General features: G+C 69.9%; 13 protein-coding genes and 3 tRNA genes. 7 read left to right on the plus strand and 9 right to left on the minus strand.

Annotation, left to right across the window (positions count from 1 at the left end; all coding sequences use genetic code 11):
- Positions 1-321: 321 nt before the first annotated feature.
- The 4 genes from C1N74_RS01455 to C1N74_RS01470 all read right to left on the minus strand — a co-directional run bounded on the left by C1N74_RS01455 (position 322) and on the right by C1N74_RS01470 (position 4,928).
- Positions 322-1,920, minus strand: a complete 1,599-nt coding sequence (locus C1N74_RS01455) for a DEAD/DEAH box helicase (RefSeq protein ID WP_137749815.1) — start codon at positions 1,918-1,920, stop codon at positions 322-324.
- A gap of 347 nt (positions 1,921-2,267) precedes the next feature.
- A complete protein-coding gene (locus tag C1N74_RS01460) occupies positions 2,268-2,528 on the minus strand; it encodes a glutaredoxin domain-containing protein (protein ID WP_023952954.1) in 261 nt (86 codons plus the stop codon).
- 19 nt (positions 2,529-2,547) lie between these two features.
- Positions 2,548-3,675, minus strand: coding sequence for a glycosyltransferase family 2 protein (locus C1N74_RS01465; RefSeq protein ID WP_023952953.1), 1,128 nt, complete (start codon positions 3,673-3,675; stop codon positions 2,548-2,550).
- Positions 3,676-3,770: 95 nt separating this feature from the next.
- Positions 3,771-4,928, minus strand: a complete 1,158-nt coding sequence (locus tag C1N74_RS01470; protein ID WP_258317969.1) for a polysaccharide deacetylase family protein — start codon at positions 4,926-4,928, stop codon at positions 3,771-3,773.
- Between the two features lie 141 nt (positions 4,929-5,069).
- On the opposite strand from C1N74_RS01470, the gene C1N74_RS01475 reads away from it, so the two are divergent.
- The 3 genes from C1N74_RS01475 (at position 5,070) to C1N74_RS01485 (ending at position 6,885) form a co-directional block, all read left to right on the plus strand.
- Positions 5,070-5,954 (plus strand): DUF72 domain-containing protein, encoded by an 885-nt coding sequence (locus C1N74_RS01475; RefSeq protein ID WP_137749816.1) that lies wholly within the window; start codon positions 5,070-5,072, stop codon positions 5,952-5,954.
- Positions 5,955-5,970: 16 nt separating this feature from the next.
- Complete coding sequence (locus C1N74_RS01480) at positions 5,971-6,108, plus strand: hypothetical protein (RefSeq protein ID WP_199484999.1); 138 nt, start codon at positions 5,971-5,973, stop codon at positions 6,106-6,108.
- A gap of 81 nt (positions 6,109-6,189) precedes the next feature.
- Positions 6,190-6,885 (plus strand): SOS response-associated peptidase, encoded by a 696-nt coding sequence (locus C1N74_RS01485; protein WP_137749817.1) that lies wholly within the window; start codon positions 6,190-6,192, stop codon positions 6,883-6,885.
- A gap of 270 nt (positions 6,886-7,155) precedes the next feature.
- On the opposite strand, the gene C1N74_RS01490 is transcribed toward C1N74_RS01485, so the two are convergent.
- The 4 genes from C1N74_RS01490 to C1N74_RS01505 form a co-directional block, all read right to left on the minus strand.
- Positions 7,156-7,407, minus strand: a complete 252-nt coding sequence (locus tag C1N74_RS01490; RefSeq protein WP_137749818.1) for a hypothetical protein — start codon at positions 7,405-7,407, stop codon at positions 7,156-7,158.
- A 124-nt stretch (positions 7,408-7,531) separates the two neighbouring features.
- Positions 7,532-7,604: transfer RNA gene (locus C1N74_RS01495), tRNA-Phe, on the minus strand.
- 70 nt (positions 7,605-7,674) lie between these two features.
- Positions 7,675-7,748, minus strand: a tRNA-Asp gene (locus tag C1N74_RS01500).
- Between the two features lie 21 nt (positions 7,749-7,769).
- Positions 7,770-7,842, minus strand: a tRNA-Glu gene (locus C1N74_RS01505).
- Between the two features lie 228 nt (positions 7,843-8,070).
- On the opposite strand from C1N74_RS01505, the gene C1N74_RS01510 reads away from it, so the two are divergent.
- On the plus strand, positions 8,071-9,507 hold the full coding sequence (locus C1N74_RS01510) for a M23 family metallopeptidase (protein ID WP_258317970.1): 1,437 nt from the start codon (positions 8,071-8,073) through the stop codon (positions 9,505-9,507).
- Positions 9,508-9,588: 81 nt separating this feature from the next.
- On the opposite strand, the gene C1N74_RS01515 is transcribed toward C1N74_RS01510, so the two are convergent.
- A complete protein-coding gene (locus C1N74_RS01515; protein ID WP_064956402.1) occupies positions 9,589-10,122 on the minus strand; it encodes an inorganic diphosphatase in 534 nt (177 codons plus the stop codon).
- 159 nt (positions 10,123-10,281) lie between these two features.
- On the opposite strand from C1N74_RS01515, the gene tilS reads away from it, so the two are divergent.
- The 3 genes from tilS to ftsH all read left to right on the plus strand — a co-directional run bounded on the left by tilS (position 10,282) and on the right by ftsH (position 13,957).
- Complete coding sequence (gene tilS, locus C1N74_RS01520; RefSeq protein ID WP_137749820.1) at positions 10,282-11,283, plus strand: tRNA lysidine(34) synthetase TilS; 1,002 nt, start codon at positions 10,282-10,284, stop codon at positions 11,281-11,283.
- 9 nt (positions 11,284-11,292) lie between these two features.
- The gene (hpt, locus tag C1N74_RS01525; protein WP_023952935.1) at positions 11,293-11,844 is read left to right on the plus strand and encodes a hypoxanthine phosphoribosyltransferase; all 552 of its coding nucleotides are present in this window, start codon (positions 11,293-11,295) and stop codon (positions 11,842-11,844) included.
- A gap of 97 nt (positions 11,845-11,941) precedes the next feature.
- Entirely contained in the window at positions 11,942-13,957 is a 2,016-nt protein-coding gene (ftsH, locus tag C1N74_RS01530; RefSeq protein WP_023952934.1) for an ATP-dependent zinc metalloprotease FtsH, read from the plus strand.
- Positions 13,958-13,960: the final 3 nt, after the last annotated feature.

Consider the following 13,960-nt stretch of genomic DNA (forward strand, 5'->3'; position numbering starts at 1 on the left):
CGCGCGCGGCGCCCGCCGCGCCCGCCGCGCCCGCCGAGAACGCACCGTCGCCGCGAGAACGCATGGTCAAGGGTGCGTTCTCGCGGCGAGCGTGCGTTCTCGGCGGGGTGGCCCGCGCCGGGCGGTGTGCACCGTCGCGTCGCCGAGGTCACCGCCGAGATCGACGCGCACGACGCTGAGTTCGGGCTCTGTGCGCGCCGAGAACACACCGTCGCCGCGAGAACGCACGGTCAAGGGTGCGTTCTCGCGGCGAGCGTGCGCTCTCGGCGGCCGGACCGGGCCGGGTCAGCGCCGGATGCCGGGGTGAGCCGGGTGCGGGGGTCAGCGACCGCCGCGGCGGCCGGCACTGTTCTGGCGCACGACCGAGCCGACCATGAGCTTGCCGCCCGCGGCGCCGCCGTTCGACGAGGCGCGACGGCCGGTGCGGCGCGGGTTGCCCGCGGGAGCGGCATCGCGCGTCTCGCGGGGTGCGCGGTCGGCGGTCTGGCCGCCGCGCGCGGACTGCTGTCCACCGCGGCTCTGCTGCGCGTCGCGGTGACCGCCCGAGCGTGCGCCCTGGCCGTCGCGACCACCGGCAGCGCCCTGACCCTGACCGCGTCCGCCGCGACCGCGGCCACCGCCGGAGCGACCACCGCCGTTCGACGAACCGCCCTCGCGAGCATCGCGTGCGGCGCGCTTGCGCTGGGCGTTGGCGCCCTGGCTCGTGCCGCGGGGTGCGACCTCGACGGGGGCCGGAGCCACGTACGGCGCGACCTTTCCGACGAGGGCGACGACCTCGGGCGACTCGGCCGTGACCGTGACCGGGGTGACGGCGATGGCGGCCTTGCGGAGCAGATCCTTGACGTCGCGCTCCTGGCCCGGCATCACGAGGGTGACGACGGCGCCCTCGGCGCCCGCGCGGGCGGTGCGACCCGAGCGGTGCAGGTACGCCTTGTGCTCCATGGGCGGGTCGACGTGGACGACCAGCTCGACGTCGTCGACGTGCACACCGCGCGCGGCGACATCCGTCGCGACGAGCACCTTCGCGGTGCCCGACGAGAACGCCGCGAGGTTGCGGTCGCGCTGCGGCTGCGAGAGGTTGCCGTGCAGGTCGACCGAGGGGATTCCCTGCGAGGTCAGCTGCTTGGCGAGCTTCTTCGCCGCGTGCTTGGTGCGGGTGAAGAGGATTCGGCGGCCCATGCCCGAGGCGAGCGCCTTGACGACATCCTTCTTCTCCTCGGCCCCGGCGAGGTGGAACACGTGGTGGGTCATCGCCGCGACGGGCGAGTGCGCCTCGTCGACGGAGTGCAGCACCTCGTTCTGCAGGAATCGCTTGACGAGCTTGTCCACGCCGTTGTCCAGCGTCGCGCTGAACAGCATCCGCTGCCCGTCGCGCGGCGTCTTGTCGAGGATGCGGGTGACGGCGGGGAGGAAGCCGAGGTCGGCCATGTGGTCGGCCTCGTCGATCACCGTGATCTCGACCGAGTCGAGGGTCAGGTGGCGCTGCTGCAGCAGGTCTTCGAGGCGGCCCGGGCAGGCGACGACGATGTCGACGCCGGCGTTGAGCGCCTGCACCTGACGGTTCTGGTTGACGCCGCCGAAGATGGTGGTCGTCTTCATGCCGTAGGCCGCCGCGAGGGGCTCGAGGGTCGCGTTGATCTGCGTCGCGAGCTCGCGGGTGGGGGCGAGGACGAGGCCCAGGATGCGGGTCGCCCGGCGGCTGCCGCCGGCCAGCTCGCCGCCGAGGCGCGCGGCCATCGGGATCGAGAAGGCGAGCGTCTTGCCCGAGCCGGTCTTGCCGCGACCGAGCACGTCGCGTCCGGCGAGCGTGTCGGGCAGGGTGTCGACCTGGATCGGGAAGGCGGTGGTCTTGCCGTCCTTCGCGAGGGCTTCGACGAGGGGAGCGGGCACGCCGAGCGTGCGGAAAGTGGTGTCAGTCATGAGGGAGCGTTTCTCCGGGCGCACGTCGGCGCCCTGATCGGTGGCCCGGATGCGGGTGCGCATGCGGGGTCGCCGTACGAAAGAGTCCGCGGGGTGCCGGTCGTGACCCGGTGGGGCGGAAGGCGTTCTACGACGCGTGCGGCGCGAGCGCGCCGCAAGAACCCTCAGCCTATCAGTGCTCGCCTGTCCGTCGGCCCGGCCCCGCCCGGCCCCGGCCCCGGGCTGAGGCCCGCGTGCCGCGATGCAAGGGATTCGGCCCGACACCCCGGCCGAACGGCATCCGCCCCGGGGTGTCGGCCCGGATGTCTTGCATCCGCGCCCGGCGCAGAGAGCGCAGAGCGCGCGGGTCAGATGAGCGAGAGCTCGCGCAGCTTGGCTGCGACGTCGTCGTTGCTCGGCTCGACGTGGTGCGTCGCGTCGGGGTAGACCACCACGGGGATCTGCGTGCGGCCCGAGATCTCACGCGCGACATCGGCTGCGGCGGGCTCCGCCTCGAGGTCGATGTAGGTGTAGTCGACACCGAGCTCGTCGAGCTGAGCCTTCGTGCGGCGGCAGTCGCGGCACCAGTCGGCGCCGAACATCGTGATCGTGTCGGTGGAAGCGGTCATGCCTCCAGGGTACGTCCGCTCAGTACTCGGCGGCGCGGGCGCGCTCGGGGGCGGCCTCGAGCACTGCCGGCACCCGCTGGCTCTTGGGCGCGTAGACGACGAGCGCATGGAACACGAAGCGCACGACGAACGCCGCGATCAGGGTCAGCCCGGCGGCGATGACGCTCGGGATGTGCGCGTTCTCCACGAGCACCCACAGCACCGGGATCCGGATGATCGCCTCGGCGTTGTTGAACGCGAACGATTTCACGAACCGCTGCGTCATACTGCCCGATTCCGAGCGCATGTCGGAGAAGACGAGGTATTCCAGCAGCAGGAAGTTGCCGATGATCGTGATCTCACTGGCGATGATGGATGCCGGCAGATAGTCCATCCCCAGTCGGATGAGACCCCACATGATCACGAGGTTCGCGATCGCGCCGACACCGCCGACGAGGGCGAACGCCGACATCCGTCCGAAGCGGAGCATGAGCAGCTGCGTGAGGAACCGGATGCCCTGCGTGAAGGTCGCCTTGGACGAGCCGGCGTATCGCGGCGCGAAGGCGAACGGCACTTCGGCGACGCGCATGTGGCGGCGCGCGAGGATCTCGAGCAGGATCTTGAAGCCTCGCGGACGCAGCGCGTCGATGTCGATCGTGTCGCGGTCGACGAGGAAGAACCCGGTCATCGGGTCGCTGCACTCACCGAGCTTCCGCGGGAACATCGCCTTGGTCAGCAGCGTCGACGCGCGCGAGACGGTCGTTCGCGTGGCGTCGGCGAGTCCCTTGGAGTCACCGCCGGCGATGTAGCGCGAGGCCACGACGATGTCCACGTCGCCGCGGTCGGCTCGTGCGAGCAGGCGCGGGATGTCCTCGGGCGGATGCTGCAGGTCGCCGTCCATCACGAGACACCAGGACGAGTTCGCGGTGCGGATGCCTTCGACCACGGCCCCGCCGAGTCCCGCGACCGGCTCGTCGCGGTGGACCAGGCGCACCGGGAAGTCGGCGGTCTTCGCCGCCCGCTCGATGATCGCGGGGGTGTCGTCGGTCGAGTCGTCGACGAAGACGACCTCGATCATCCGGTCATCGACCGCGTCACCGATCCGTCGCAGCAGCTCCACGACGTTCGGACCCTCGTTGAAGGTCGGGACGACGATCGTCAGATCCATGGAGCGCTCGCAAGTCGAAACGGACGGGGGAATTCACACAGTACTGAGGATTCATATGCGTACAAGCGGTTGACTCTTTGGATATCGCCTGAGATTCACCCGATGGCCTTCTTGATGTCATCCACGGTCATCCCGTAGTTGACCCGCACCACCGGCAGGGCCAGCTTGTCGGTTCCGATCGAGACGTAGCCGGGCTCGATGGTGCGAGCCATCTCGAAGCCCGCGTCGGCGACCGCTTGCTTGGCGGCGTCGTTGTAGTGGCCGAACGGGTAGGCGACGACTTCCTTCGTTCCGCCGAGCACGCTCGCCGAGGTGTCGAGGTCGGCGACGATCTCGTCATGCGTCCAGGTGACGATGCGGCCCTTGCCGTCGGCGCCTGCGGCGTGCATGTCGTGGGTGTGCGAGCGCTTGAGCACGTACGACGTGAGCTCGGGGCCGGACCCGTTGACGGTGATCACGAAGGATGTCGTCATCACGCGGTACTTCTCCACCAGCGGCACGGCGAGCTCGAGCCACGACGGATCGGCGTCGTCGTCGGTGACGATCACCGAGTGGTCGGGCAGGAAGAGCCTGCCGTCGATGAAAGCGCTCAGCTCCGGCCACGTCGGCAGGTAGAACTGCTGCTCGGAGATGTACCGCAGGTGGGCTTCCCAGTCCCCGACGTAGGCGTAGTTGCCGCGCAGCCACCCCGACTCGCCTTCCGGCTTGGTCGTGAACTGGTGGTACATCAGGATCGGGATGCGCGTCTTCGCGGCAGCGTTGTCGGCGGCGCTCATCCACGCGGCGTGCACCGTGCGCTGCTGGGCGTCGCAGGCGACGGCATCCGCGCCGTTGAGCCGGCCGGGGATGGACAGCGCAGCGGCATCCTCGGCGGTGTCGTACCAGCCGGCGAACACCATGCCGTCGCGCGAGGGGATCGGAAGCGAGCCGTAGGGCTTCCCCTGCGTCTCGAGGACGGGGGCGATGTCGATCGCGTCGCCCGTGAACGACACGGCGCACGCGTTCGGATCGTTCGCGTCGGCGATCAGCTGTTCCGCGGGCGACAGCGGTTCGGGCGTCGGCGTCTCGGCATCGGGCGTGGGGCTGCCCGCGGATGTCGCCGGGTCGGGCGTCGTGCTCGCGCGCTGCATCGCATCGACGGCGAACCACCCGCCGACCGCGGCGGCGAGAAGGACTCCGGCGACCGCAGCGCCGATGCCGATCGCCCGGCGCTTGCGGCGTCCCCGCGCGTTCGAACGTCGCGTTGCGGCCATCGTTACTCCCCCTGTGGTGCCCGGTGCGTCCGTCGAATCCTAGGGCGCGCGGCTATGCGGGTACGCGCCGGTGTTCGGGGATGCGGCGGCGAGGGCAACCCCCTTTTCATGCGTCGGTTCGCGGGCGGAGACTGCGGAATCATGAACGCGCGACCTGCAGGAGCCGACGCCGGCCGGGTGCGCGTGGGCATCTCGGGGTGGCGGTACGCCGGGTGGCGCGGTGATTTCTACCCCACGGGCCTCGCTCAGCGGCGCGAGCTCGAATACGTGGGCGAGCGGATGTCGACGGCCGAGCTGAACGGGTCGTTCTATTCGCTGCAGCGCCCGTCGAGCTACCAGCGCTGGCGGAGCGAGGTGCCCGCGTCGTTCGTCTTCGCGGTGAAGGGCTCGCGCTATGTCACGCACATGCTGCGCCTGCGCGGTGTCGAGACGGCGCTGGCGAACTTCTTCGCCTCGGGAGTGCTCGCGCTCGGGCGGCAGCTCGGCCCCGTGCTCTGGCAGCTGCCCGAACGGGAGGAGTTCGACGCCGACGTGCTCGCAGAGTTCTTGGCGCTTCTACCGCGGACGACCGGCGAGGCGCTCGCGCTCGCCGAGCGGCACGACGAGCGCCTCGACGGGCGGGCGTGGCTCGAGATCGAGGACGACCGTCCGATCCGACACGCTCTCGAGCCTCGGTCGGCGGGGTTCGGATCGGATGCCGCGCTCGCGCTGCTGCGTTCGCACGACATCGCTCTCGTGGTGGCCGACACCGCCGGACGCTTTCCGCGGTTCGAGGAGGTCACGACAGCGGGGCACGTGTACGTCCGGCTGCACGGCGCGACCGATTTGTACGCCAGCGGGTACACCGATGCCGAGCTCGACGAGTGGGCGGAACGCATCCGAGGATGGGCCGACGGGTCGGCGGCATCCGACGGTCGGCCGCGCGACGTGTGGGTGTATTTCGACAACGACGCGCGGGGGAGGGCGCCGCACGATGCCGTCGCGCTCGCCCGGCGGTGCGATGCGGCGTTTAGGCTCGGCGGGTGACCGATCGGGATGGCGCGTGAGCGCGCAGCCGGCACCGTGGGTCTGCCCGACCTGCGGCGATCCGCTGCGCTTCGAGATCCTCGACGACGAGGCGTTTCTCGTGGCGTGGTCGTGCCTGAACTGCGGACTCGTCCGGGTCACCGAGCCGGCGTGAGCCCGGGGTGCCTCCGTACCTCGGCCAAGGTGCAGAGGTATCTGCTCGACGCCGTCTGCCCCGGGTCGTAGGGTCGCTGACATGTGCGGGCGATTCGCGAACGACGCCAAGACGGACGAGCTGATCCGGGAGTACGTCGCCGAGGGCGGCGACCCCGAGGACTGGGTGAAATCGTGGGCCGGCGCCTACTCGATCGCGCCGACCGAGGATGCCCCGATCGTCCGCGACCGGGGCGAAGGGCGAGTGCTGGAGCTCGTCCGCTGGGACTGGCAGAAGCCGGCGAATCGGCCGAGGGGCGGTCCGATCATCAACGCGCGCATGGAGAAGCTCGGCCAGGGATTCTGGGCGCCGGCGTTCAGCGCGGCTCGGTGCATCGTTCCGATGCGGGGCTACTTCGAGTGGACCGGCGACAAGACCCCGAAGACCCCGCACTTCCTCCACGGCGACGGCTTGCTCTCGGCTGCCGGGCTCACCTGGTCGATGGACCTTCCGACCGGCGAGAAGACGCGTTGCTTCGTCGTCATCACCCGCGAGGCGCGCGACGCGAGCGGACAGGTGCACGACCGGATGCCGGCCTTCCTGACGCCGGACACGTGGGATGCCTGGCTGACGCCCGAGAAGCTCACCGGCGACCGCAAGGCCGAGACGCTCGCGATGCTCGAGCACACGTCCGGTCAGGTCGCCTCGACTATCCGTGAGCACGTCGTCGACCGCAAGGTCAGCAACTCCCGCGCGGTCGATCCCGCCGACCCGACGCTGCTTGACCCGGTGGCCTAGGTGGAGATTCCGCAGCCTCCGTCGGACGCGAAAGCCCGCGCGCGCAACCAACAGCTGATGGTCGCTGGCCTTCTCAGCTTCTGCCTTGCGGGGGTGCTCCTCGTTGCCGCCGCCGACGAGCCGGGAAACGCGGCGCGATGGATTGCGCTGGTTGCTTGGGTCGTCGTCGCTTCCGCGGGCAACGTGTACGCGTGGCGCAGGTACTACCGCGCGCACCCGCCGGAGCCTTGGCCCGGACGGAAGTGAGGGTGCCCGCTGGCCCCGGCGACGTCATTCCTCCGCTGTCGGCTCCTGACGGTAGTCGTACGCGGGGTCCGACCGCTGCCACAGGAGATACCCGTTGAGCCCCGACGCCAGGCCGATGAAGTGCAGCGCGGGGTAGATCAGCGCCGGGGCATCCGGAAGCACGCCCGCGAAGACGATCGACGCGATGAACGCGGCGGCACTGAGCGCCGCCGATGCCACGGCCCAGCGGCGAAGGCGCTTCGTCCGTGGGCTCTGCGGCGGCTGCGACGCACTCATGCCTCGACGATAGGTCCTCGCCCGGGCGGCCGGCGCGACGCGCGGCGGCACCGGGGCAAAGCAAAACCCCCGCCATGTAGAAGCTAGGCGAGGGTTTCTAGGGCCGTTGTAATGACGGTCCGTGTGGCTCCGACGGGCGTCGATCCCGTGACCTCACGATTTTCAGTCGTGCGCTCTACCAACTGAGCTACAGAGCCGCATGGCGTCAGAGATGCCATGTCCTAGACGAAAGGCCCTCTGGAAACCAAAGGGCCCGTCGCTTTAGAGCGACCCTGACGGGACTTGAACCCGCGACCTCCGCCGTGACAGGGCGGCACGCTAACCAACTGCGCTACAGGGCCATGCTTATTAAGTTGTGGGAGTGACCCCAACGGGATTCGAACCCGTGCTACCGCCGTGAAAGGGCGGCGTCCTAGGCCGCTAAACGATGGGGCCGAGCGAACCCAGACCCGGGAGTCAAACGTTCACGCTTACCGAGGGACAAGCATATGCGATCCGGCGCCGATGTGCGAATCGGGGGCGTGGCGTCCGCCGCCCGGGCGTGTCTGCGGGGCACAATGGCCCGGTTCGCGCGCGCCGGACGCAGCCCCCGACGCTTTCGGCGATGTGACGTGTGTTGCTACTGTGAACGAAGTTGCCCACGCGATATGGAGGATCACCCGCGTGCGATACGAGAGCCTCGACTCCCCGGAAGACTGCGGCTGCGCCCCGACGCCCGCAGAGAGCAAGAAGCTCTCGCAGCTGATCTCGCGCCGCGGCGCCCTCGGCCTCGGCGCCGTCGGGTTCGTCGCAGCGACGGCGTTCCTCGCCCCCGGCATCCCGTCCGCCTTCGGTATCGAGGGCTACCCGTCGTGGGATGACGTGCAGCGCGCCAAGGGCAACGAGTCCGCGAAAGCCGCCGAGATCGCGCGGATCGAGAAGCTGATCGCCGACCTCACCGCCGACGTCGCCTACAAGCAGGCCGAGGCCGAACGGCTGGGGGCCGAGTACGCCAAGGCGCAGGCCGACTTCGAGGATGCCGCGTACCGCGCGACTTCGCTTCAGGAACAGGCCGACGCCCAGTCCGCAGCCGCCCTCGAGGCGGCCCGCCGAGCCGGAAAGCTCGCGGCGCAGCTCTACCGCAACGGCGGCGACGACACGAGCCTCAAGCTCTTCTTCTCCGACTCCGCTGCGAGCGCCGATGACCTGCTCGCCCGACTCGGCACGATGGACAAGCTGCTGCAGGCGAACCGCGGCATCTACACGGATGCCGTCGCCGCCCGCGAGACCGCGCAGAGCCTGAGCGATCAGGCCGGCGTCGCCCGCGACGAGCGCGACCGCCTGCAGAAGGAGGCCGAGCAGAAGCTCGCCGCCGCTCAGGAAGCAGCAGCGGTCGCCCAGGCCGCCCTCGAAGAGCAGACCGCCAACATGGCGACCCTCCGGGCTCAGCTCGCGGCGCTCAAGGACGAGACGGCGGCCACGGTCGCCGGCTACCAGGCGGGCGTCGAGGAGGAGCGTCGCCGCGAAGAGGCCCGCAAGCAGCGCGAGCGCGAAGAAGCAGCCCGCCGTGCCGCGGAGGAAGAGCGTCGTCGTCAGGAAGCTGCAGCGGCGGCCGCTGCGGCAGGCAACAGCGGTGGTGGTGGCGGCGGCGGAGGCGGCGGTAACAGTGGTGGTGGCGGCGGCGGTGGTGCCGGTCAGGTCCAGCCCTCCGGATGGGTGCGCCCCGGCCCCGGTTACATCAGCTCGTGGTTCGGCAACCGCGGCACGATCTGCTCGAACGGGTACTGCACCACGGGTCACCGCGGCATCGACTTCGCCGGCGGTTGCGGCGCGCCGATCTACGCCGCCGCATCCGGGACGGTCGTCCACGCCTCCTACACCGGCGACTGGGGCAACTACATCAAGATCGACCACGGCGGCGGCATCATCTCGGGGTACGCGCACATCCAGAACGGCGGCTACAACGTCGGATACGGACAGCGCGTCTCAGCCGGACAGGTCATCGCCTACGCCGGCAACACCGGCATCTCGCAGGGCTGCCACCTGCACTTCGAGATCTACCAGGGCGGCGTCCGCATCGACCCGGCGCCGTTCCTGCGCAACCGCGGAATCTCGGTCTGAGCCTCAACGGTCACGAGCCCGGAACGACGAAGGAGGGGCGGATGCCGCAGCATCCGCCCCTCCTTCGCGTCCGGGTGAGACTCAGAGCGAGTTGGGCGCTTCGCCCTCCCCCTGCGTCTTGGTCTGGCCCTCGTGCTCCTCGAAGCGCTCGAACGCCTCGGCGACGAGACGCTCGGCCTCGGCGGCGTTGGCCCACTCGTCGACCTTGACCCACTTGTTGGGCTCGAGGTCCTTGTAGTGCTCGAAGAAGTGGCCGATCTCGTTCTTGGTCCAGTCGTCGATGTCGTCGACATCCTGGATGTGAGCCCAGCGCGGGTCCTTCGCCAGCACGGCCACGACCTTGTCGTCGCCGCCGGCCTCGTCGCTCATCTTCAGCACGGCGACGGGGCGGACCTTCGCCAGCACGCCGGGGTAGATGTCGCGGTCGAGCAGCACGAGCACGTCGAGCGGGTCGCCGTCTTCACCGAGGGTGTTCTCGAAGAAGCCGTAGTTGCTGGGGTATCCCATCGGCGTGAACAGCACGCGGTCGAGGAAGACCCGGCCGGTGCCGTGGTCGACTTCGTACTTCACGCGGCTGCCGCGGGGGATCTCGATGACGGCGTCGTACGCGCCCATACGTGTGCTCCTTCGATAAGACGGTGGGATGCCGCCGTCCAGCCTACTTCGCGCCGCTCGCCGTGCCGCATACAGGCTCAGCCCGAGTTTCCCGCCCGAGGCTGCGCCTGCCGAGGCTTCTCAGCCCGCCGACGGCACGGGCCCGGTTACCGTAGGGGCGTGCCGTCGCTGAACCCCGCCCTCGCCGAGGTCCGTCGCGCCGTCCGCGCGTCGCTGTCGGCACTGCCCGCGGGCAGCACCGTGATCGTCGCGCTCTCGGGCGGCCCCGACTCGCTGGCCCTCGCCGCTGCGACCGCCTTCGAGGCCCCGAAGCTCGGCCTGCGCGCCGCGTCGGTGACGGTCGACCACGGATTGCAGCCGGGCTCCGACGAGGTCGCGCTCGCCGCCGCCCGCACCGCCGCGGAGCTCGGTCTCGACCCGCTGGTCGTGAGCGTCGAGGTCGGCACCGCGGGCGGCCCCGAGGCCGCGGCCCGTGAGGCGCGCTACGGCGTGCTGAGGGATGCCGCGCGCGACGCGAACGCCGCCGCCGTGCTGCTGGGTCACACGCTCGACGACCAGGCCGAGACGGTGCTGCTCGGGCTCGCTCGAGGGGCCGGCGCGACGAGCCTCGCGGGCATGGCCCCGGACCGCACCGATGACGATTCGGGCGTGCGCTGGCTTCGCCCGCTGCTCGCGGTCCGCCGAGAGACCACGGTCGCGGCGTGCGCGGCGGCCGGACTCGACCCCTGGCTCGACCCGCACAACCGCGACGACCGCTTCCGGCGGGTGCGGGTCCGCGAGCGTGTGCTGCCCCTCCTCGAGTCCGAGCTCGGTCCGGGCGTGGCCGAGGCGCTGGCCCGCACCGCCGAGCAGCTGCGCGAGGATGCGCAGGCCTTCGACGACATGATCGCCGAGACGATCGAAGACATCGTCGAGCCGGCCGAGGCGGGCATCGCGATCTCTGTCGCGGCGCTCGCGGCGAACCCGCCGGCGCTGCGCCACCGCATCATCCGTCACGTCGTGCAGAGCGAGTTCCACGAGAGCCTGTCGCGCAGCCAGACCCTCGAGGTCGCCCGGCTCGTGACCGACTACTCCGGCCAGGGACCGATCGACCTTCCCGGATGCCGCGCCCGCCGCGTCGGCCGACTCGTCGAGTTCTCGGCGGGCGGGAGCGGCGCCTAAACTCGTCGCATGCGTGCCGCCGAGATCGCCGACCAGCTCACCGACGTCCTCGTCACGGAGGAGGAGATCCAGGCCAAGCTGGCCGAGCTCGCCGCCCGGGTCGAGGCCGACTACGAGGGCAAGGAGCTCATCCTCGTCGGCGTCCTCAAGGGCGCGGTGATGGTCATGGCCGACTTCGCCCGCGCGCTCAAGCGCGACATCACGATGGACTGGATGGCGGTGTCGTCCTACGGCGCGAGCACGAAGTCGAGCGGTGTCGTCCAGATCCGCAAGGACCTCGACGCCGACCTGCACGGCAAGCACGTCCTGATCGTCGAGGACATCATCGACTCGGGCCTCACCCTGAGCTGGCTGCTCGAGAACTTCCAGTCGCGCGGTGCCGAGTCGCTCGAAGTTCTCGCGCTCCTGCGCAAGCCCGAGGCGGCGAAGGTCGAGATCGACTGCCGGTACGTCGGCTTCGACATCCCGAACGACTTCGTCGTGGGCTACGGCCTCGACTACGCGGAGAAGTACCGCAACCTGCGAGATGTCGCCATCCTCGCGCCCCACGTCTACAGCTGAGCGGGCGTCGATCCCTCGTCGGGCGAACCGGCTCCCGGTACGCCCAAAACGAACGCACAGAGCCCGCATAGTCGTCGCGGGGTAGCCTGATCGCACCATGGACGTCAAGAAAGTCACGCGCAACCCGCTGATGTACGTGTTGCTCATCGGCGCGCTGCTGCTGATCGGCTTCATGCTGATCTCCAGCCTCACCGGTGCGAAGCAGATCACGACCCAGCAGGGCTTCGAGCTGCTCAAGGGCGACACCGTCACGAAGGTGCAGACCACGGACGGCGATCAGCGCGTGGATCTGACGCTCTCGGAGGATTTCGAGGGCTCGAAGCAGGTGCAGTTCTACTACACCTCCGCGCGTGCCGACGAGGTCGTCGCGGCCGTCGACGCGGCGAACCCCGCCGACGGGTACAACGACGTCGTGCCGCGGGCCACGTGGTTCGACGGCTTCCTCTCGCTCATGCTGCCGCTCGTGCTGCTGGGCCTGCTCTTCTGGTTCCTGATGTCGAGCGCGCAGGGCGGCGGCAGCCGCGTCATGCAGTTCGGCAAGTCGAAGGCCAAGCTCGTCACGAAGGAGACCCCGACGGTCACCTTCGGCGACGTGGCCGGCTCTGACGAGGCCATCGAGGAGATGCAGGAGATCAAGGACTTCCTGAAGGACCCGACCAAGTTCCAGGCCGTCGGCGCTCGCATCCCGAAGGGCGTGCTGCTGTACGGCCCTCCGGGAACCGGTAAGACGCTCCTCGCACGCGCTGTCGCGGGCGAGGCCGGCGTCCCGTTCTACTCGATCTCGGGTTCGGACTTCGTCGAGATGTTCGTCGGCGTCGGCGCGAGCCGCGTTCGCGACCTCTTCAAGGAGGCGAAGGAGAACTCGCCCGCCATCATCTTCATCGACGAGATCGACGCCGTCGGCCGCCACCGCGGCGCCGGCATGGGCGGCGGTCACGACGAGCGCGAGCAGACGCTCAACCAGATGCTGGTGGAGATGGACGGCTTCGATCCGAAGGTCTCGGTGCTCGTCATCGCGGCGACGAACCGTCCCGACATCCTCGACCCGGCGCTGCTGCGTCCGGGCCGATTCGACCGGCAGATCGGCGTCGACGCCCCCGATCTGAAGGGCCGTCAGAAGATCCTCGAGGTGCACGGACGCGGCAAGCCGCTCTCGCCCTCGGTCGACCTCGCCGTCATCGCTCGCAAGACCCCGGGCTTCACCGGTGCAGACCTGGCGAACGTGCTGAACGAGGCCGCGCTGCTGACCGCGCGCTCCAACGCGCAGCTGATCGACATGCGCGCGCTCGACGAGGCGATCGACCGCGTGATCGCCGGTCCGCAGCGCCGCACCCGCGTCATGAAGGACAAGGAGAAGCTCATCACGGCGTACCACGAGGGCGGCCACGCCCTCGCCGCTGCGGCGATGAACCACTCCGACCCGGTCACGAAGGTCACGATCCTTCCGCGCGGCAAGGCGCTCGGGTACACGATGGTGCTGCCGCTCGAAGACAAGTACTCCGTCACGCGCAACGAGCTCCAGGATCAGCTCACCTACGCGATGGGCGGACGCGTCGCCGAGGAGGTCGTGTTCCACGACCCGACGACCGGCGCCTCCAACGACATCGAGAAGGCCACCGGCATCGCCCGCAAGATGGTCACCGAGTACGGGATGACGACCGAGGTCGGCCCCGTGAAGCTCGGGTCGTCGTCGGGCGAGGTGTTCATGGGCCGCGACATGGGTCACGGCCGCGATTTCTCCGAGCGCATCGCCGAGCGCGTCGACGCCGAGGTCCGGCTGCTGATCGAGCAGGCCCACAACGAGGCGTACGAGGTCATCAACGCCAACCGCGACATCCTCGACAAGCTCGCGCTCGCGCTGCTCGAAGAGGAGACCCTCGACCACCTGCAGCTCGCCGAGATCTTCAAGGACATCAAGAAGCTCCCGCCGCGCCCGCAGTGGCTCTCGAGCCAGGACCGCCCGGTGTCGTCCCTGCCCCCGATCGACGTCCCCAAGCGTCGCGAAGAGGCCGGGCTGGCGGCATCCACCGTCGCCGAGACCGAAGCCGAGACCGCCGCCGAGCGGGCTCCGCACCGTCGCCCCTCGGGGCAGGCTCGACCCGCGACCGCGTAGGCT

It is taken from the genome of Microbacterium sp. SGAir0570, assembly GCF_005491085.2.
Lineage (GTDB): Bacteria > Actinomycetota > Actinomycetes > Actinomycetales > Microbacteriaceae > Microbacterium > Microbacterium arborescens.